The sequence below is a fragment of the Moorena sp. SIO3A2 genome (assembly GCF_010672265.1).
In the GTDB taxonomy this organism is placed as follows: domain Bacteria; phylum Cyanobacteriota; class Cyanobacteriia; order Cyanobacteriales; family Coleofasciculaceae; genus Moorena; species Moorena producens.
Genome location: NZ_JAAHHC010000001.1, coordinates 276,138 through 295,185 on the forward strand (window position 1 = coordinate 276,138; position 19,048 = coordinate 295,185).

Genomic DNA, 19,048 nt, shown 5'->3' on the forward strand with positions numbered 1-19,048 from the left:
GGTTTTTAAGGAGGAGATTCCCTACCCTCCGGGCATTACTACTTTAAGGTCGATAAGTTACGGGTCTCTCTCCCGGCTCAGCCTACGGTTTTTCAGCCTGTACCCTATATTTTAATTATAACCTGGCGCTAGATAAGCGTCAACTTAAAAGCCGTCCTAGAAGGACGGGGCGCGATTACCCATTTTTTTGGTAAAAGTCACCAGTGATATTTTGAGCGCGGCGTTGGTTGAGATGAGCCATAACTGTCTAACTCTCGTTCGTCATAGGGATTGCGCTTGCTACCAGGGGATATAGCTAATTCAATTGTAGCTAAAGCGCGATTAACCAAAGCGCATTTTTAACCCAACTATGTTTTAACCCAACTTATGTAGGACAATAAGGCAATACCCGAACCTCTTAGCATCTCGTGACTAAATTTCTGTTTGTAACTGACCTTGACAATACTCTAGTAGGGGATGATGAGGCTCTGCTTAAACTGAACCCTCTGCTAAGTCAGCATCGCCAAGAACATGGTACAAGAATCGTTTATGCTACAGGGCGATCCCATAGTTCCTACCACCAGCTGAAAGCCGAGAAGCCACTTCTTGATCCAGATGCTCTGATCACCTCTGTGGGTACAGAAATTTATGATAATGATGGCCAAGATACACCCAATCCAGACTGGTCGTCCAAGTTATCTGAAGGCTGGGATCGGGAAATGATTGTGGAAACGGCTGCCCAATATCCTGACTTAATTCCTCAAGTAGAATCAGAACAACGTCCCTTTAAAGTCAGCTATCACCTGACGGAAGAAGCAGCTTTGAGGGTGCTACCTCAACTGGAATCTCAGCTTCAAGGAAGGGGTCTTAATTTCAAGTTGATCTATAGTGGTGGGAAAGACTTAGACATTCTACCCAGCAATAGCGATAAAGGTCTAGCGGTAGAATTTTTACGGCAACAGTGGGGAATTGAGCCGGAACGGACAGTGGTTTGTGGCGACTCAGGAAATGACATTGCCTTATTTAGCGTTGGCTTTTCCCGAGGAATTATAGTGGGTAACGCCCGACCAGAACTTCGCAAGTGGTACGAAAACAACTCAGCAGATTACCATTACCTGGCTCAAGCTCACTGTGCAGGTGGTATAATAGAAGGTTTAAGTTATTTTAGCTTTTTTGTCAGTAATGATCGCCAATAAATAAGAAATAGTTAATAGTTAAAAGTTGCAGGTTAATCGAGTTACAACTTGCAGGTTAGTAGGTTGCAGGTTAATCGAGTTAAAAGTTGCAGGTTGGTAGGTTGCAGGTTAATCGAGTTACAAGTTGCAGGTTAATCGAGTTACAAGTTGTAGGTTAATCGAGTTACAAGTTGTAGGTTAATCGAGTTACAAGTTGTAGGTTAATCGAGTTACAAGTTGTAGGTTAATCGAGTTACAAGTTGTAGGTTGGTAAGTTGCAAGTTATGCTCTCAACTATCCTTCACTATTTTCGTGGTGGAGTACAACCTTAAACCAAGCTTGGCCTTTCGGCCACGCTACGCGAACAACATTCAACTTTCAACTTTCAACATTCAACTTTCAACTTTCAACTTTCAACTTTCAACTTTCAACCTTAAAGCTTAAACCAACCTTAAACCAACCTTAAATCTTCAACCTTCAACTAATGATCAGCTATCTCAAGGGGACAGTAGCTAGCATTCAAAAAAGCACTGGTAATCGGGTCACTCTGATTTTAGATGTCAACTACATTGGCTATGAAATACAAATTACTCGCCGTTTGTCCCAGGAGTTGCCCGTAGCTTTATCGGAAAAAACCGTGCAAATCTTCACCCATTTGCAAATCCGGGAGGAGCAACAGGTGCTATACGGTTTTGCCTCAGCCGCTGAGCGGGATTTGTTTCGTCAATTAGTTAGTGTCAACGGTATTGGTGCTCAATTAGCGATCGCACTACTGGACACCTTGGGATTGCCAAATTTAGTCCAAGCGATTGTTACAGGTAATATTCGTGCCTTATCCAAAACCCCTGGTGTGGGTAGCAAAACTGCTGAACGCATTGCTCTAGAACTGAAAACAAAGTTGGCTCAATGGCATAAGGTATCGGAGGTAGAGTCCCCACTATCTGCTAATGGACTCTCACCAGGGATTCAGGAAGATGTGGAGATGACCCTGTTAGCTTTGGGATATGAAAATGATGAAATCGCTCAAGCACTCCATGCTATTAGTGAGGATACTCAGGTCGCTAAAAGTAAGAATGCGGAAGATTGGATTCGAGAAGCGATCGCTTGGTTGAGTCGCTGATGATATTCCTGATCGTACCCATAAATATAGCGTTTCTAAATATAGCGGTTCCACGAGTGAGCTACATCTGGATCAGCGCTACTAGGGGGAGAGTGGCAATAGGGGGAGGAGATTGAAGAAATTTGGGTTTACCTCATCCCACAACAGAACCGCTATAATCTGACTGAAACCTGAAACCTGCAACCTGCAACCTCCAACCTGCAACCTGCAACCTGCAACCTCCAACCTCCAACCTCCAACCTCCAACCTAATAAATTACCCTTCGAGCACGAAATCCTTGAAGAGTCTGGGGCAAAAACGAACAACCTAGGGTTTTAGATTGTGGTAGATCGCAATCATGACAATCGCCAGTAGAAGCTTTTACTCGTCTAGGAAACTTGACATGGAAGGTAGACCCCTTACCCAGCTTACTCTCTACCGTAATCGTTCCTTGCATCAACTTGACTAAAGATTCTGTAATGGCCAGTCCTAAGCCGGTACCCGAGTACTTGCGAGTTGTAGTTTGATCAATTTGTTGGAACTCCTCAAAAATATGCTCTAAGTCATTCTCGGCAATTCCAATTCCCGTATCCCTAACAGTGAGCATCAGCCAGTCGGTGGAAATTTCCTTGACTACCACCTCTACCCTGCCCATTTCGGTAAACTTAATCCCATTGGAAACCAGATTGACCAAAATCTGCCGCAGGCGGAGGCTATCATTGATTACGATCGGATTTTTTAAATTGGTTTGGATATACAACCCTAAGTCCTTCTGAGCGGCTAGACAACGGAATTCATTGATGGTTTCTTTGATCAACCTGTCCAAATGCAAACTTTCCAAGGTTAACTCCAGACAAACTGCCTCAATTTTGGACAGGTCAATCATATCCTTAATCAGAGTCAGTAGATGTTGAGCATTATTGACAATGCGCTCCATTATATCTGCTTGTTGGTGAGTCAAGGAGCCCTGACGCTGACGCAATAGAAGCTGGGAAAAGCCAATAATGGCATTCATGGGAGTTCGTAACTCATGGGATATCGTAGAAACAAACTGGGATTTCAACCGTGCTGCTTCCAACAATTGCAGGTTCTGTAGCTTGAGGGATGCATCTCTCCTTTCCAGTTCCCGATTCTGGCGAGCCAGCATACTGTTCTGACACTCTAAACGTGCTTCTTGCTCCTCTAAGGCTTTAATCATGCGAGCATTATCAATTGCGATCGCAGCTTGTTCATTAATCATGCGAGCATTATCAATTGCGATCGCAGCTTGTTCACCCACTGCTGCTAGCAGATTCCGACCTGATTGGTCTAATGCCTCTGGGTCTTCCCAATTGCCAATAGCTAGTACTCCCAAGGGTCCTGCTTGCACAGACTCAATCGCCACAGCGTAAATAGCTGTAGGTACTTCCTCTTCCGGATGCCGCGAATCCCAACCCTTGCGCTGAATTAACTCAGATGTTCCAGTTAAAAAGACTTGAGAGAGTAACCCTTGCTCAAGGGGCAAGATGTCTTCCCACTGGAACTTTTGTGTATCAATTCCCTCAATAACCCTTAAGACTTCAGAGTTACCAAGAGAATTATTGAGAATGATGAAACAAAATTCAACCCCAGCAATCGCTTTAACTACCTCCGATACCATCTCTTGCAACAGATTTGGAAGGTTAGTCAGCCGTTGATTGAGGAGATTAGTCAACTGGTGTAGGGTTCTCAATTGCTTTTGCTGTTCATTGAGAATGGTAATTACCTGCCTGAGATCATCACTCGCCTGGTTTGCCTCTCGGTATAACCGCGCATTTTCAGTGGCTAGGGCAGCGCGACTAGCTAAATCCTCAGCCAACTTGACATCGATCTCATTGTAGCGGCGACCTGAATCACTCCTGACAAACCAAATTGAGCCCAAGATTTGTGAACCCATTCGTAAAGGTACACAAATGTAACACTTAATTTTCAGTGCCTGTAACATTCTGAGATGGTCAGGATCATCAGCAGCAGCACTTAGGAATTGATCAGAAACCTCAAAATAGGCATCCGTACAACCTGTACGTAAAACCTTGCCGTTGCCATAGTCTTCATCCCCCTGGGCAGGGTAGCAACGGTGCAGTTCCCAAATCAACTGCTCTTGCTCTGGGTTAACATGGGCAACGGCAAGGCGCTGGTAAGACTGGGGAGTATCATAGCTATCAACTCCCGATACCACATCAATAGCACACCAATCAGCAAAGCGAGGGATTACCAGCTGCACTAGGTTGTCCAATGTAGTCTGGTAATCGAGGGAAGCTGAAAGTACAGCAGAAGCCTCCGCCAGAAATCGCTGGGATTCTTCTGCTCGCTTCTGCTCAGTAATATCAGTAATTACACCAGACATCCGGAATGGTACTCCTTGATCATTCAACTGGGCTTTGCCACGAGCAGTACAGTAGCGATCTTCTCCAAAAGCACAGGGTAGGTTAAATTCTACATCCAGTTCAAGGTAATCTTGTTGGTAACTAGCCACCGCCTTAGTAACTTTGAGTAGATCTGAGCAATTTAGTAAATTAAATAACACATCAGGGGAAAAGTTATGGTGGTACTTCCCTATCTGTTCAGGCGACAAGCCAGTAAGTTCATAGAAGCGGTCATTACAATACAGTTGTTTAGTGATCAGGTTCCAGTCCCAGATCCCGTCATTGGAACCTTCTAGCACCAAGCGGTAGCGTTCTTCGCTTTCTTTGAGCCGCTGATGAGCTACAGCTGCTTCCCGTTCTGCGCGGTAGAGGCGAACTGCATTAGAGAGGCTACGTAAGAGATTTTCTGATGAGATTTGGCTTTTGGTCAGATAGTCCGATGCTCCAGATTTCATCAGCTCAACCGCAATTTGCTCATTAATTTGCTCGTTCCCTTGGTCACTCAACACAATCACAGGGACTTCAATGCCAGCATCACGGATTTCTTTAACCAGAGTCAATCCGTCCCCATCCGGTAAGTGATAGTCCAATAGAATGCAGTCCAAACTCGGTTGGGTAAGGCTAGAGTTAGCGCAGCGTGATGCGATGATCGACCTAGCGCTTTTGCTGTCAACTGCAACAGCTATTTTTACGGGTATACCCCCTCTGTTAAGAGCTTTAATTATGGCTTTGCAGTTAACTTGATCATCCTCTACGATCAGTAGTCTGATAATCTCGTCCATGATTTAGCGGTTGAGCTTTTGTCATTGGTTATGGGCTAATAGACCTCTTGCAAAAGTTTTTCGTGGTATAATCAGTAGTTTGGGAATTTTCGAGTTAGCGATCGCTTAAGACTAACAAACTTACTTTGTACTTTGTTTGTGTATAAGCCTAGTACACACAATCTACATAATTTTTACCAAAACTATTATTCTAACTCAAAATATTTTTGCAAGAGGTGTAATGATTAGTGGATAGTGGGTAGTAGCAGTTCTTGACTGACAACCGACACCTGAGGAGGCTAATGAATTATATTGAGCATACTCTATTGGTTCAGTTTAGGTATCGCCCCAATTTAGTCAACCTTACGGACTTGACAATCTCTCCACATCGCTGATTGTAGGCTTCTACCTTACCTCGGTACTAGTCAGAGAGCTTCAGTAAAAATACCAATCTGACTAGGTAGAGGAAATCCCATGGTTGTGTAGTATCACCGAAACATTTGCCAAATTGATGAGTAGGCATGAGTATACTTGTCGAAAAACTCCCTTGATTAGTAATCTCACCCATCTAGGGAATCAACCAATCGGATTGGCCGTTGGCCAAGCTACGCGAACGCAATCAACCCATGCTAATTTTCCAGTGGTATTTCCTGAGAAACAAACTCCCTGAGATAGATTTTTTAGGGGGTTTTACCCCCTATTATATCCTGCTGTTGGCTCAGGAAGGGTGGGACGATCAGCAGATGAGCAGAAAGAGTAGGATTTATCGGAATTGGTCATTTCGTGCTGGTGAGGCTACCTTAGTTACTCAATAAGCCCATCCCATGTCAATCCTGTTGAGAATCTCCTCTAACTGTTGGAATGGAAAATCGTGCCAACCCCTCTGACAAGTACTTTTGGCACGACTCACCCCTTATACTCATAAATAAATTGTAAAGATTATAATAAGTAACTACCCCCTGTAATTTCTCAATAACTTTATATGTGATACTGTAATAGCTTTTGACAAATGCTTTCATTCCAGCTAACTTTAAGTGATTGTTGCCAAAATCTGGTCTTTTGGAAACTCTATCCCAAAGTCATAAATATCTACAACTACCAATAGGTGGAGATCATGATGATTTTTACCAAAACTTTACAAATTTACTCTAAAAATCAATAAACTATAAATCTCACCCCCCTAGACGTTAATGATGGGTAAAATTCGTGTGGCTCTCATTGAAGACCATGATCTGACTCGGATGGGTCTGCGAACAGCCCTCCAACAAAACGGTGAAATTGAATTGGTGGGCGAAGCGGCCAATGCTGCTGAAGGACTAAAGTTACTCGCGGAATCTAGACCAGATATCGGGATTGTCGATATTGGTCTTCCTGACATGGATGGAACTGAATTAACTAGACAATTCAAAGAGTTTCAAGCTAAACAGGATGATTCTAAACAGGATGATTTCCCCACCAAGATTATGGTACTGACCTTGCAGGATGATGAAGAAGCGGTACTAGCTGCTTTCGCCGCTGGAGCTGACTCTTACTGCATGAAAAATATAACTTTTGATCAATTGGTAGAAGCTCTGAAAGTGACCTATGAAGGTAATGCTTGGATTGATCCAGCCATTGCCAGGATTGTACTTGAGCAGATCAAACCAAGCCAAGAAACTCAGCCTACTGAAGCTAGTGAAACGAGAGCTATCCATGCTGCTCCCAATGAATACAATCAAATGATTGAAGCTTATCCTTTAACGGAAAGGGAATTAGAGGTTTTGCGGTTGATTGTAGAAGGTTGCAGCAATGCTCTGATTGCCGAAAGGTTATATATCACTGTGGGAACTGTCAAAACTCATGTCCGAAATATCTTGAATAAACTCTGTGCGGATGACCGTACCCAAGCAGCTGTCCGTGCCCTCCGGTCTGGCTTAGTTATTTAACGATGATACCATAGAGTAACCTTTTACAATTAAACGGCTGTTCGCGTAGCGTGGCCTTTTGGCCAAGGTTGAAGGTTGAAGGTTAGTTGGTTGAAGGTTAGTTGGTTGAAGGTTAGTTGGTTGAAGGTTAGTTGGTTGAAGGTTAGATGGTTGAAGGTTAGATGGTTGAAGGTTAGTTGGTTGAAGGTTAGTTGGTTGAAGGTTAGTTGGTTGAAGGTTAAAGATTGAAGGTTAGATGGTTGAAGGTTAGATGGTTGAAGGTTAGTTGGTTGAAGGTTAGTTGGTTGAAGGTTAGTTGGTTGAAGGTTAGTTGGTTGTTCGCCTTTGGCGTCCGAAGTAGGGTAGGTTGAAAATTAGAGCCTTAACAACTGAAAGCCGGATGTATAATTGGGAACCTGTAACTGGCAACTTGTAACCTTCAACCTGTAACCTTCAACCTGTAACTGCCAACCTATAACCTTCAACCTGTAACCTGTAACCTGTAACCTGTAACCTGTAACCTGTAACCTGTAACCTGTAACCTGTAACCCAAATCACTATCAAGGTCTACCTTGCTCCCATCTAGCGATCGCTTCTTGGGCAGCCTCATAGTAAGGGGTATCTTGTGGGACTAATTTTGCTGTGTTAATCGCGGAGAGAAACTTGCCTCGCGAGGCACGGGACTTAGCAATCCGATAAATCTTATCGCTAGCTTGAGCAATTAACGCTTGTGCTGTGGCATACTTCGGTTGACCCGGTGGAATCTTACGGAGGGTTGCGATCGCACGATTATAACTAGATGCTTGATTGCGTTGGACTTGTTTGATGGCTGTTTGGATAATCTGTTGATTCTGCGACTTCTGTTGGGAGAGAATCTGCCACTGTTTAATGGCATCCTGAGCCAAAGGATAAACAGAAGGGTTATCTTTAGGAACTAGTTGGGCAGCTGCGATCGCTCCTTCAAAATCACTTTTTTTTGCCCGTTTGTTGGCTAGAGCCAGAATTGACTGACTCCAACCAGTGATATATTGTTGTGTCTGCTCATAAAGAGGATCCCCAGGTTTCACCTGACGGGCAATTGCGATCGCATCGCTATACACAGATGCCTGCTTCGGTTCAACTAACTGTCTTGCCTCGTCCAAAGCTGCTTGATTCGCCTTAATCCCACTCGGTTCCCGGGATTTCTGTGGTTTAGTTTCCAGGGATTTACTCTTGGAATTTGGCAAGGGAGCTGGAGTTGCCTGGGATGTTGACCCTGCAGGTAATGTTACTGGGGAATTCCTGACCTTGGTAGTTTCTGGTAATGTGGTAGTTAATGTGGTCGTCTGTGTGTTTTTAATCATCTGTTGACTAATTAAGCCTTCCTGGTTACGGACAACAGTTAGGCTTACTAGTCCTAACAACAAAGCTATACCACTACCCCAAAACAACCATTCTCGCCATGACGATAACTCTTCTGTATCAGTTTGAGGCTGGCTGTCTGAATAAGAAACTAAAGCTACTGAGTTAGATGACTCCTGGTTTGAGCTGTCAGTGTTAGTGGGTAAAGACCGATTCGGGTTTTGCTTTACCACCGATAAAGGTTTTTTCGTAAATTCACTCTCAAGGTGCGCTTTCCAATGGCCGGGGAACCCGGCCTTGGGTCGCACCTCAAGATTATTCCCATCTTCAGAAAGAACTACCTCGGTAGCTTCTGAGTCAGTGCTTGGGTTAGCCCATTGATTTTCTGGTGGTGAGCTTGCCCCTTCAGGCCAAATTTGTTGTTGTCGATACTCCTGTAAAGGAATCACCGTCAGAGGAATCTGAACTGGTCGCCAATGGTGTTGGCTCAACTCCGGTAGCCGCTCCTTGAGATACTCGTCAAGATTCTCAAGGGTAATGTCAGTATGATAGTAACCCAGTGCTTCTAGAAGTGCTGAGGTGAATAAGCCATTCCCTAGAGCCGCAGCTTCGTGAGAAAACTGGTTGAGTTGACTAGAAAGTACCAGGGAAATATCCATTTTGTAGGCTAATTCCACTGTTTCAGCACCAACCGGTTCACCAGATGGCATTCCCGGTGAGCGGTTTATGTCTAACAATACCAGGATTTTATTGCCCCCCATAGTCTTGAGAGAGGAAAACAGGCATTCTATTGGTATACCTGTTCCTGGAATGTCATCTGGGTTGCCATCAATCGGCATGAGGTAGTCAACTTTATCCCAACTGACCCCGCAGCCACTGAACAAGAACCAACGCCAACTTTCTGGAGAACCTGGACTCTGGCGAATCCTGTCGAGACATCTTAAAATATTTTCTCGGTTGGGGTAGGTTAAAAAATCATCAATCGGTGGTGAATTATCAGTTAATAACAGAAACTCATTGGGTTGCAGATGAGCTTGGTCTACAAAAAACCCTTGTAGTCTTTGAGCGTCTGCTTGACCATAGTTCAGAGGTTGTAAGAACTGATAGCGGTTGATGCCAATTGCTATACCAGCGTAATTTGCCATTTACCCCATACCCTAGCGGCTGAAACTAGTATATTTTATGCCTAATATATATGCCTAATTTTATTACTATTGCTGTAGTTTCCCCTTACACTTAAATTCTAATTCAACCTTGTTTAGCTTAAGCTAACAGCTTAAATTTATTAATTAATTAATCTAACACCATCGAAGATAGTCCACCTCTAAAGGCTCTCGAACTAGGCTTTCCAACTAATTTATGTCAATCTAGCTTCTGTCAAGATTTTCCTTCATTATAAGAGTTAACCTTTTTTGGCCTAATCAGAGGATATAATAGTATGCTGTCCAAAGTAATCCGGCTATTGGTGTTACCCGGCTTAGTAGGGGTTAGTTGGTTGACTACAGTTGCCATTGTTCCCCAAAGCGCCGAAGCCAAGACAGCTCGTATTAATGTTACCCTGAATCGTGAGCCTGACGAAACTTACCAAGGCTTTATGCGCCGTGCTGAAGTAGTTGCTAGAGCAGCAGCTCAACGGAGCTTCGATAGTGACATATTGACTACAAAGGTAGCGATTACTATTCTAGGGCAAAATCAAGGAGAAATTGCCCCAGTCTTGTTGTTAAAAGTCAGCCGTCCATCCTGGAAAAGACGACCGGATGCCAAGTATTGGGCAACTTACTTTCCCAATACCCAGTTCCTACTGCGAGTTGAGGAACCTGATTTTTCTGCTCAAACTCAGCCACAGTCACTGGAACCAGCTTCCCCAAGTCCTCAGGCACCGCCAGCAAACAACCAGGCTCCTGAGTCATCATCACCTGACAACCAGGCTCCTGAGTCATCATCACCTGACAACCAGATAGAAGACCGAGATACAAGACAATGAAATAAGATAGAAAAGCTGTCTAACAATTTAAATAATTTACACTTATGGCTGTTCCTAAGAAGAAAACCTCAAAATCCAAACGGGATAAACGTAAAGCTAACTGGAAGCGCAAAGCGCATCTGGAAGCACAAAAAGCCCTCTCTCTCGGTAAAGCAGTCCTGAGTGGGCGTTCTAGCTTTGTTTATCCAACAACGGAAGAAGAAGACGAAGACTAGGTTTACTCCTCCCCACCGGGCTTCGGACGGCGTATCGCTGATTTTTACCATGGTTCCGGTGGGTTACGTATCACTTAGAAGGCGTTATACGGCTTGCTGCTCTAAAACCTAGATCCGACTTTCGGGTCTCCAAGCTACTGATCTGCCTTAATAAATCGGAAGCTAATACTGAAGCTAGGCGTGAGAGTCTTGACTGATCAAGGAGTACTGTCTTCTCACCGGCGTTAATAAATTTTAAAAATTTTCTAGCCTCATTATCAGTATCCTGGTCTTTATATACCAGGGAAAGTCCAACCCTCAACCCCTACCGGAAAACTATCTGAGGTTCCCATAGGTTGCTGGGGATTGAACTGGCATATCTAAAATTAATTTCTGTTCGTTAACTGTTGGTGGTTAACAATTAACAGAAACTGATTAGTTGGGCTGTGGTAATTAGATGTATCACAGCTTAATACCATTGAGTTAAGTTTCAAGTCAATGCCAGACAATTTACCAAACATTTTGAAGGGTCAATTGTTAAGTTTGGTAACTAAATTTGGTAACTCAATGATCAGTAACCAAGGATAATTTAGCTAATACCGCGATTGATTGTTTTGAAATCGTCTATACTGAAAATAGTAGGGAAAACAAATTAAGAGCTAACCGCCACCTACGTGCTTTAAAATCGAACTTTTCTGTATTGTTCCGGTGCGGAGGGGCATCCCGTATCGTTAATAAAGCTTGCCGAGTATCCGAACCGATAGGTGGAGTTGGCAAGAAGCCCACACTGACTCGTTGAGTTCAGTGTGGGAGTATGTCACTAACTCCAGCAATAATTGCCCAATGATAAGAAAAATTTTAATATCTGTAGCTGGTCGGGGACTGTGTGAAGAAATGTTCAACATGTTGGCCGAAATCCCTGCCATACAACAGGCATCGGTCACAGTTCTACATGTCGTGCGTCCTCAAGTCACAGCTGAAGCCATGTCAGCTAAGTTAGAAGAGGGGGGTAAGATTTTAGCAGATGCGGTCAAGTCGTTAAAAGTTGACCCCAGCAAAATCACTCCCAGACTCAAACAGGGAGACCCTAAAAATATCGTTACCCAAGTGGCAGACGAAGAGGAAACCGACCTGATTATTATGGGTTCGAGAGGACTAACTCGCCTAGAAGCGATTTTGGAAAACTCCGTTAGCCAATATGTGTTCCAATTGTCCTCCCGCCCGATGTTGTTGGTCAAAGACGATGTCTACGTCAAACAAATCAGACGGGTTATGGTCGCAATGGATAAATCTGATGCTGCTCAAAATTCCTTCGAGTTGGCTCTATCTCTAGTGCGAGACATGAAGAATGCTCAACTATATCTAGCTCGTGTCATCCCCGAAGCCAAACCTGATCAACTGATGAGCAATGCTGAAGCAGACCCAGTGCTTGCAGAAGCAGCAGCAAAAGCCAAAAGGCAAGGTGTTTCTTACCGTTGTGTTCTAAGTGGCGGTAAACCCGGACCAGGAATCTGCCAGTTAGCAGAGGACAAGAACATCGACTTGCTGATTCTCGGTTCTCCTGACCGTCGTCCTTCTATCGCCAAGAGTTTAGTAGATTTAGATCGATTACTGGGTAATTCTTTATCAGACTACGTCAGAGTCAAAGCCAATTGCCCAGTGTTGTTATCACGCACAACTACTTGAAGCAGTCAGTTATTAGCCATTAGCCATTAGTCATTTGTCATGTAAGCATTCAGCCGTCAGCTATCAGCTATCAGCTATTAGCGAGTAGGCGCTTTAACTGCACGGAGTCGGATGAGTAAACGAGCAGGGATTTTCAACCAGCCATACTAGTTCGTAAGCTTGTTTACTACCGCCCGTTGATTAGTTAATTAGCTGACGGCTGACGGCTGATAGCTGAATGCTTACTTTGTCATTAGTATTGCCAGTAAACCTCTTGTTGCTTACAAGTTGCTTAAAAAGGGTTTATGATCAAGGCTTAATGAGAAAAAGTTAATGACTAACTATTTAAACTTCCACGTACTTTAGCTTCCATGCACTTTAGTCGTGGGAGATATACTCGTAAATCCGGTAACCATCACTTACAATCCCGCCTAGTTTAGTGGCGGGAAAAGTTAAATTAACCGTTGTTTAATTCTAATTAATTAAACAACCTTATACAAAAAATACCTTAGACTTTTATCCTGGGAAGAATCCCACCCTGACCTTTAGCTAAGGAGCAATGCTTGCGCTTTTGGTACAGGCGTGGGGATTATCACCAGATCAGCTAACTAGTTTCCTGAGCCTTCACGGCTCGCGGTTTGGATATAAAGAATTAGCAGGAAAACCGCCGGAACCAGCACAAACAGGATGCTGGCAACAAACCCTAGATCGTTAACTTGCATGATTATTAGTTCCTCTAAATCGTTTTTAACCCACCAGCTATAGGATACCATTAACACGGCTGGTAGAAATAGAAGATAGAAATCGAAGCCTGGCAGGAGGAAATCCGGCTAATGGTAGATAAGCGCGTTGATAATACTGGTGAGATACAGTCAATTATCTTAGCTCTACTCCCTACTCCCTACTCCCTACTCCCTGGCCTTTGGGCCACGCTACGCGAACAAACCCAGGACGAAAGCACCTCATCCAATTGATAAATCCTACAAACCCTATGTACACCTCTATATAACGAGCGGTATTCAGCTGACAATCCCTCGCCAGCTAGCCCTTAAAATCCCTTGGTAGGTTAGATGGCAGCAGATGGGGATTTGCTCTTAAGGGTTGGTTTAGTTTTCACACTCACCGGTCCATTCACCAAGACTTGACAGGCTAATCGGTAAGTATCTGGCTTTTTCTTGAGTTTCCGATTTTCCACCTCAGTTCTAGGGGATAGATTTTCTATGCCTGCCACAATTTCCACAATACAGGTCCCACATTGACCATAACCGCCACAATTCACCAGCTTGCCCCGAAACGTGTAGAGATCTATGCGATTTTGCAGCATTTTCTCCCGTAAGTTCGCTCCATTGGCAGCAATGACTTCTTGGTCTTCCTTGACAAATTTGATATTAGCCATGATTTGTCCCAAGTCTGATCTTATTTTCTGATAGTATTACTATTTTATTAAGGAATGTTAAAAAAATAAGCATCCCTGGTTAATGGTTCATGGCTAAGTTAGCCATAAACCGTTAACCATAAACCATAGGAGTTACTCTGTCAATTTAGTTTTGAGAGTTAGGGCAAGGTTAATGGTATTAGATGTTAGGGGTTAGTTTTTAACGCCTAATACCTAGTGCCTAATACCTAGTGCCTAATACCTAGTGCCTAATACCTAGTGCCTAATACCTGGGGTCTAATTAGGACAAGTCTAGTTTACCCCTTCATTCAATTTTGATGGAATACTAGGGAATATCGCTAACTTTACTATCTGGTAAATTACTCACTGCCCGTTGCAGGTTGGCCAGAGCGCGGTTGTAGCCCAGAATTGCAGTAAGTTGGTTAATCCTAGCCCGGGTAAGAGCCGTTTGCTGGTTAATTACGTCGGTTTGGGTACCAACCCCTGCCTGAAATCGTAACCGAGCTAGCCGGAGACTCTCTTGTGCTACTTCTAGGGCAAAGGATGCCGTTTCAATACTCTCTTCATTGGAGTTTAATTGAGAATAAGCTTGTTCGATCTCAAAGCGTATTTGATCCCGTTGGTTAGCAAAACTGCTTTCAGCTAAGGCAACATCAATATCTTCCTGCCTAGCTCTGGCCATCGCTGCTCCGCCATCAAAGAAATTCCACTGGAATTGTGCCCCTACCGAGTAACCATCACCAAAACCCAACGTATCATTTAAGCTATCAGCTAGGTCGATTTGACCAAACACACTCAACTGGGGCCTTACTGGAGCCAGAGCAATGGTGCGCTGTTCCTTGTTGATCTTTCGTTGGACCAGTTGCTGTTCTAACTCAGATCGGTTTTTATAAGACAGGATCAGGCTCTGTTCTAGAGATAAATCCCAACTTCCAGCAATTTCGATGGGATCTGCTGCAGTAATTTCTGCGGATTGAGATAAGTTTAATAACTCCGCCAGCTGACGTCGAGCAATACGTTGGTCACTCAGAGCGTTGGTCAACCCTTGAGAGTCATTGGCTAGCTCAACCTGTTGTTGCAAAACCTCAAATCGGGTTCCTAAACCAGCTTGTTCCAGTAACTCCGTATCCCGTAGAATCTGAGCGGACTCGGTGACTGCCGCTTGGGAAATCTCAACTCGAGCATCAGCTTCTTGTAAATTGTAATAGGCAAGGGTGACCTGAAGTCGGATCTCTTCAGAGAGGCGTTCTACCTCTAGCTGTTGCAACTTTAGCTGTTCCTCAGCTACCCGGACTTGTGCTGGTCGTTGCCCACCAGTGTATAGGTTATATTCTAACCGTAGGGCTGCAGTGAAACTTCCTGACGGCTCATTGATTGGAAGTAATCCTTGCTGAGCCCTTAGTTCGTCTGTTACCTGGCCTGATGCACTATCGGCATAGTTAATGGCTGCACTTGTTGACAAACTGGGATACCAAGCGGTTAAGGCTTCTTGGAGAACAAACTGATTACGTTCCAAGGTCAGTTGCGCTTGCTGTAATTCCTGATTATTACGCTTTGCCAGTTCTATGGTTTGTTGCAGGGTAATGGGCTGTGTGATATCTATCTGGACTTCCTGGCTTTGGGTAGGAAATGATAAAGGATTGGGATCAGGATCAAGAAACTCTGGCGCTGAGGTTCCAGGGGTTGGTGAGCTTCCAGAAGTTTGTGACATTAACTCAGGGTTTTCCTCTGTGGCAGATTCAACCACCGTATCCTCACCAACGTCTACAGATTCCGATGGCGCTGCTAGCTCAGCCACAGCAGGAATCGACTCCTCTTGGTTTGGCTGATTAGTTGGCGCTGCTAGGAGTTCAGCCACAGCAGGAATCGACTCCTCCTGCTTTGGCTGGTCAGTAGGCAGGATGGTTTGATCAATAATTTCTTGGACTAATTCTTCTTGGACTAATTCTGCTTCTGAAGGTGAGGAATCTACAGAGGGAATAGACTCCTGTTGCTCTGGTTGCTTGGCAGCTGAGGTAGTGTTATTGATGACTTCTACCACTAGCTCCCCTACCTCTGAGTTTGGGGCTGCTTCTGTTAAGGATTCTTGGTTAGGTGTAGCTACTGAGTTATTCTGAGGCTTAGTAACTGATGGTAAATCTTCTGAGGCTCCGGATTCCATGCCGCTCAAGGCAATTGCCGTCCCCACACCTACAGCTAATATATAACGAAAAGTTGGCATAGATTTTACAGTTGATTTTTAGTCTTAGCAGAATTACTTCTCTTGCTCAATTTAGCAACCAATGGCAGGATAATGGCTTGCTATTGCGTTTAGCAAAGGAATATTCCCGGTTTGCATATCTAAATCAGGATTGAGCCTCAAATTGCCATTTTTTATAGGAGTTGCTCTTTAACAAGACTTTATTATAGTGGGCAATGGCTTCACAGTATCCTCATATTGGCAATTTTTTGTTGCAGGGAGAAAAGTGACTAGATGCGTTCGCTTTTAGCGGAAGCTGAGGCCTTTGGCCACGCTTTGCGAACGCTTCATCGCATAACCCCTAGAATAATCTGTCACACATTTCAATTGTGAATAGGGGCTGATCGCTTTTAGCGGAAGCTGAGGCCTTTGGCCACGCTTTGCGAACGCTTCATCGGGAGATGGGGAGATGGGGAGATGGAGACCTCACTTGGGTAGGTTTTTTACATTTGGGCGAGTACGTACTGGCATTGGGAATAAATTTCTCAAAATATGTCGGAAAATCTACAAGAATTTCCACCGATTACCGACCCATCTCCCCATTAGCCATTACCGATTACCCATTACCGATTAGCCATTACCCATTACCTATTACCTATTACCTATTACCTATTACCTATCTCCAAAGTAAAAAACCTACCCTTGTCAGGAGATGGAGACTGGGAGATGGGGAGATGGTAGACTCGCTTTTGCATAAGGGTCGCGATTGACCGTAGGTCACGCTACTTGAGGTGGAAATTTAAATGCATATTAACTGACTGCTTGCTGTGATCGTAAAACTGGGTTGACTAGGGATGGGAAGATAGGGAAATGCCAGGATGGAGAGATGGGAATCGAGCAACTTTTTGTCAATCCAGATATCGGGTTGATGGGTTAAATTCTATTACTGAGCCGATGCTCTAGTATCAGTAAGTGGCCTCAATTACGATAAAACTATTCTTTTTTGACCTTAGGTTAGATTGGGGTGGGGTTGAACAGCAGAACAGGTTTTCCTGTCTGCCACACTACCAAAACCTTATCCCTTTTGTGACGATTACTTGATGCTCAGGGTTAATTGTGTTCCAAGGGTTTTGCCATCGCTTTTAGCGGAAGCTGAGGCCTTTGGCCACGCTTTGCGAACGCTTCATCGCGTAGCGGCTCGTACCGAGCATCGCATTCTCTTGCTTACTATCTATTCGGCATTCACAAATTCACCAAATTGTGTCTGCCTAAGGTTTATGGCTAAGGATTAACAGTGGGATAACGTTCTTTCTTGAAACAAGGCGTTAGCAATCCGGCAATAGCAAGGCGTTAGCAATCCACCAATAGACCTTACGCCAGTCAAATTACCTAATTTTTTACAAAAATAAGCAGCAATAAAATTTAGTAAACCCTGGAGCAAAAATCCAGAAATAAACAGACTTTTAAATAATTATTTGTATTTATTAATTTCAGGGTATTATTTATTTAGCCTTAGGTATTTATATGACAACCTGTTAACTAGTGAATAAAAATCCATACATATTTTTTTTCCTGTGCTCTGTTCCCTGTTCCCTGTTTATACACTTGATCCATAGCCTAAGTTTTTATATTTTTTTTTATATTTTTTGATAGTTAAGATTATATAATTAATTCAGTAAATTAAGAGCACCACTGACTCATAAATCATAAATAATGATAAAACCATGAGCTATATATTCTGAATCACTCTGAGGTTAATCATAATTATAAGGGAGTTAAACCAAGAAATAATGAAAAGCGATTAATCACAAAAAATCTTGAAGTATTGAATTATTTTGTATAAGTTTTATAACTTTTTTTATGTCCTGAGTACGGTCTTTTTTTGCAATTAAGGTAGCATTGCGATCGCGTACCACCACCACATCGTCTAAACCAATAGTAACAATCACCTCATCTTCACTACTGGAGTAGACAATTGCTCCTTGAGTATCCAGTTCTACATGATTAGCCATTGCGACATTTTTAGCATCGCCATTATGCAGGCGTTCTAAGGCATTCCAATCTCCCAAATCATCCCAACCAAAGGAGGCTGGTAAAACATAAGCTAGTTGTGTTTTTTCCATCAAAGCATAGTCAATACTTTTCTTATCTAGCTCAGCATAAGCCGCCACACCTTTTTCTTCTAAAGGGGCAATAATTTCTGGTGCATGGGTGCGCAATTCATCTAAAACTACCCCAGCCCGGAAAATGAACATTCCACTGTTCCAGCTGAATCGACCAGTAGACAAAAATTCCTCAGCGGTCTCTTGGTTAGGCTTTTCGGTGAACCGACTGACCTGATACACTGGCAATCCTTCAAACGTGCCAGTCTTATCACCTTGCTCAATGTAACCGTAGCCTGTAGAAGGGTATTGGGGCGTGATGCCTAAGGTCACAATCGATGACTCAGCAGCAGCCAATTGAGCAGCCGCCTTGATAGTTTCCTGAAACCCTTGCTCATCTTCAATCCAGTGGTCAGCAGGGAAAAAGCCCACTACCGCATCTTCTCCGTAAGCCTTAGCAATCTCTAGAGTTGCCCAAGCCACCGCTGGTGCTGTATCCCGTCCTTCCGGTTCAGCTAATAGATGCTTCTGGGGTAACGATGGTAGTTGTTGAGTCACCCCCTCAGCTAACATAGCAGAAGTAATCACCCACAACTGTTCTGGCCCGACCGTCAGCTTAATCAATCGGTCAGCCGTTGCCTGTAAAAGACTCTTACCACTACCATCCAAACATAAAAACTGCTTGGGTCGTTGCTTACGGCTCAACGGCCAAAACCGTTCTCCTTTGCCACCAGCAAGAATCACAGGTATGAGAGAGTTATCCATGATGTAGCCTTAACTGTAGTTTTCTGCTACATACTAACCTCACTTTCCCTGATTCAGCTGGTATAGGCTGTAGATTATGAAAAATGGTTAAAGTACTTCTTTAGCCATGAGATTAGTCAT

General features: G+C 43.7%; 15 protein-coding genes. 9 read left to right on the top strand and 6 right to left on the bottom strand.

All coding sequences use genetic code 11. The features are described from left to right. The first annotated feature begins 407 nt into the window (after positions 1-407). Complete coding sequence (locus F6K64_RS01185) at positions 408-1,175, top strand: sucrose-phosphate phosphatase (protein ID WP_008191619.1); 768 nt, start codon at positions 408-410, stop codon at positions 1,173-1,175. 463 nt (positions 1,176-1,638) lie between these two features. Next, complete coding sequence (gene ruvA / locus F6K64_RS01190; RefSeq protein WP_008191617.1) at positions 1,639-2,274, top strand: Holliday junction branch migration protein RuvA; 636 nt, start codon at positions 1,639-1,641, stop codon at positions 2,272-2,274. Positions 2,275-2,521: 247 nt separating this feature from the next. On the opposite strand, the gene F6K64_RS01195 is transcribed toward ruvA, so the two are convergent. Next, on the bottom strand, positions 2,522-5,419 hold the full coding sequence (locus F6K64_RS01195; RefSeq protein ID WP_008191615.1) for a hybrid sensor histidine kinase/response regulator: 2,898 nt from the start codon (positions 5,417-5,419) through the stop codon (positions 2,522-2,524). A gap of 490 nt (positions 5,420-5,909) precedes the next feature. On the opposite strand from F6K64_RS01195, the gene F6K64_RS01200 reads away from it, so the two are divergent. Then, a complete protein-coding gene (locus F6K64_RS01200; RefSeq protein ID WP_287263043.1) occupies positions 5,910-6,068 on the top strand; it encodes a hypothetical protein in 159 nt (52 codons plus the stop codon). A gap of 523 nt (positions 6,069-6,591) precedes the next feature. Beyond that, positions 6,592-7,323, top strand: coding sequence for a response regulator transcription factor (locus F6K64_RS01205; protein ID WP_008191611.1), 732 nt, complete (start codon positions 6,592-6,594; stop codon positions 7,321-7,323). 539 nt (positions 7,324-7,862) lie between these two features. On the opposite strand, the gene F6K64_RS01210 is transcribed toward F6K64_RS01205, so the two are convergent. Continuing rightward, complete coding sequence (locus F6K64_RS01210; RefSeq protein WP_008191607.1) at positions 7,863-9,788, bottom strand: caspase family protein; 1,926 nt, start codon at positions 9,786-9,788, stop codon at positions 7,863-7,865. A gap of 293 nt (positions 9,789-10,081) precedes the next feature. Here F6K64_RS01210 and F6K64_RS01215 point away from each other — a divergent pair, with 293 nt between their 5' ends. The 3 genes from F6K64_RS01215 to F6K64_RS01225 all read left to right on the top strand — a co-directional run bounded on the left by F6K64_RS01215 (position 10,082) and on the right by F6K64_RS01225 (position 12,507). Further along, entirely contained in the window at positions 10,082-10,627 is a 546-nt protein-coding gene (locus tag F6K64_RS01215; RefSeq protein ID WP_008191605.1) for a hypothetical protein, read from the top strand. 44 nt (positions 10,628-10,671) lie between these two features. Next, a complete protein-coding gene (gene rpmF / locus F6K64_RS01220; protein ID WP_008191603.1) occupies positions 10,672-10,842 on the top strand; it encodes a 50S ribosomal protein L32 in 171 nt (56 codons plus the stop codon). An 822-nt stretch (positions 10,843-11,664) separates the two neighbouring features. Further along, positions 11,665-12,507 (top strand): universal stress protein, encoded by an 843-nt coding sequence (locus F6K64_RS01225; RefSeq protein WP_008191600.1) that lies wholly within the window; start codon positions 11,665-11,667, stop codon positions 12,505-12,507. Between the two features lie 587 nt (positions 12,508-13,094). Here F6K64_RS01225 and psbM read toward each other — a convergent pair. Beyond that, a complete protein-coding gene (gene psbM, locus F6K64_RS01230; protein WP_044495836.1) occupies positions 13,095-13,208 on the bottom strand; it encodes a photosystem II reaction center protein PsbM in 114 nt (37 codons plus the stop codon). 111 nt (positions 13,209-13,319) lie between these two features. On the opposite strand from psbM, the gene F6K64_RS01235 reads away from it, so the two are divergent. After that, complete coding sequence (locus tag F6K64_RS01235; RefSeq protein ID WP_154659991.1) at positions 13,320-13,460, top strand: hypothetical protein; 141 nt, start codon at positions 13,320-13,322, stop codon at positions 13,458-13,460. Positions 13,461-13,552: 92 nt separating this feature from the next. On the opposite strand, the gene F6K64_RS01240 is transcribed toward F6K64_RS01235, so the two are convergent. Continuing rightward, positions 13,553-13,882 (bottom strand): 2Fe-2S iron-sulfur cluster-binding protein, encoded by a 330-nt coding sequence (locus F6K64_RS01240; protein WP_008191595.1) that lies wholly within the window; start codon positions 13,880-13,882, stop codon positions 13,553-13,555. Positions 13,883-14,207: 325 nt separating this feature from the next. Beyond that, positions 14,208-16,103: a TolC family protein gene (locus tag F6K64_RS01245; RefSeq protein ID WP_287263042.1), complete on the bottom strand. Its 1,896-nt coding sequence runs from the start codon at positions 16,101-16,103 to the stop codon at positions 14,208-14,210. A gap of 419 nt (positions 16,104-16,522) precedes the next feature. On the opposite strand from F6K64_RS01245, the gene F6K64_RS01250 reads away from it, so the two are divergent. Next, positions 16,523-16,831 carry a hypothetical protein gene (locus F6K64_RS01250; RefSeq protein WP_008191590.1) on the top strand — a complete coding sequence of 103 codons (309 nt, stop codon included), beginning with the start codon at positions 16,523-16,525 and terminating at the stop codon, positions 16,829-16,831. Positions 16,832-17,866: 1,035 nt separating this feature from the next. Here F6K64_RS01250 and F6K64_RS01255 read toward each other — a convergent pair. Further along, complete coding sequence (locus F6K64_RS01255) at positions 17,867-18,928, bottom strand: mannose-1-phosphate guanylyltransferase (RefSeq protein ID WP_008191588.1); 1,062 nt, start codon at positions 18,926-18,928, stop codon at positions 17,867-17,869. Positions 18,929-19,048: the final 120 nt, after the last annotated feature.

What these genes read in the sequence shown, in the direction of transcription:
- F6K64_RS01215 (WP_008191605.1), top strand. Translation starts at nt 10,082, where the DNA reads ATGCTGTCCAAAGTAATCCGGCTATTGGTGTTACCCGGCTTAGTAGGG.
- F6K64_RS01235 (WP_154659991.1), top strand. Translation starts at nt 13,320, where the DNA reads ATGGTAGATAAGCGCGTTGATAATACTGGTGAGATACAGTCAATTATC.
- ruvA (WP_008191617.1), top strand. Translation starts at nt 1,639, where the DNA reads ATGATCAGCTATCTCAAGGGGACAGTAGCTAGCATTCAAAAAAGCACT.
- rpmF (WP_008191603.1), top strand. Translation starts at nt 10,672, where the DNA reads ATGGCTGTTCCTAAGAAGAAAACCTCAAAATCCAAACGGGATAAACGT.
- F6K64_RS01205 (WP_008191611.1), top strand. Translation starts at nt 6,592, where the DNA reads ATGGGTAAAATTCGTGTGGCTCTCATTGAAGACCATGATCTGACTCGG.
- F6K64_RS01240 (WP_008191595.1), bottom strand. Translation starts at nt 13,882, where the DNA reads ATGGCTAATATCAAATTTGTCAAGGAAGACCAAGAAGTCATTGCTGCC.
- F6K64_RS01195 (WP_008191615.1), bottom strand. Translation starts at nt 5,419, where the DNA reads ATGGACGAGATTATCAGACTACTGATCGTAGAGGATGATCAAGTTAAC.
- F6K64_RS01210 (WP_008191607.1), bottom strand. Translation starts at nt 9,788, where the DNA reads ATGGCAAATTACGCTGGTATAGCAATTGGCATCAACCGCTATCAGTTC.
- F6K64_RS01245 (WP_287263042.1), bottom strand. Translation starts at nt 16,103, where the DNA reads ATGCCAACTTTTCGTTATATATTAGCTGTAGGTGTGGGGACGGCAATT.
- F6K64_RS01250 (WP_008191590.1), top strand. Translation starts at nt 16,523, where the DNA reads ATGGGGAGATGGGGAGATGGAGACCTCACTTGGGTAGGTTTTTTACAT.
- psbM (WP_044495836.1), bottom strand. Translation starts at nt 13,208, where the DNA reads ATGCAAGTTAACGATCTAGGGTTTGTTGCCAGCATCCTGTTTGTGCTG.
- F6K64_RS01200 (WP_287263043.1), top strand. Translation starts at nt 5,910, where the DNA reads ATGAGTAGGCATGAGTATACTTGTCGAAAAACTCCCTTGATTAGTAAT.
- F6K64_RS01255 (WP_008191588.1), bottom strand. Translation starts at nt 18,928, where the DNA reads ATGGATAACTCTCTCATACCTGTGATTCTTGCTGGTGGCAAAGGAGAA.
- F6K64_RS01225 (WP_008191600.1), top strand. Translation starts at nt 11,665, where the DNA reads ATGATAAGAAAAATTTTAATATCTGTAGCTGGTCGGGGACTGTGTGAA.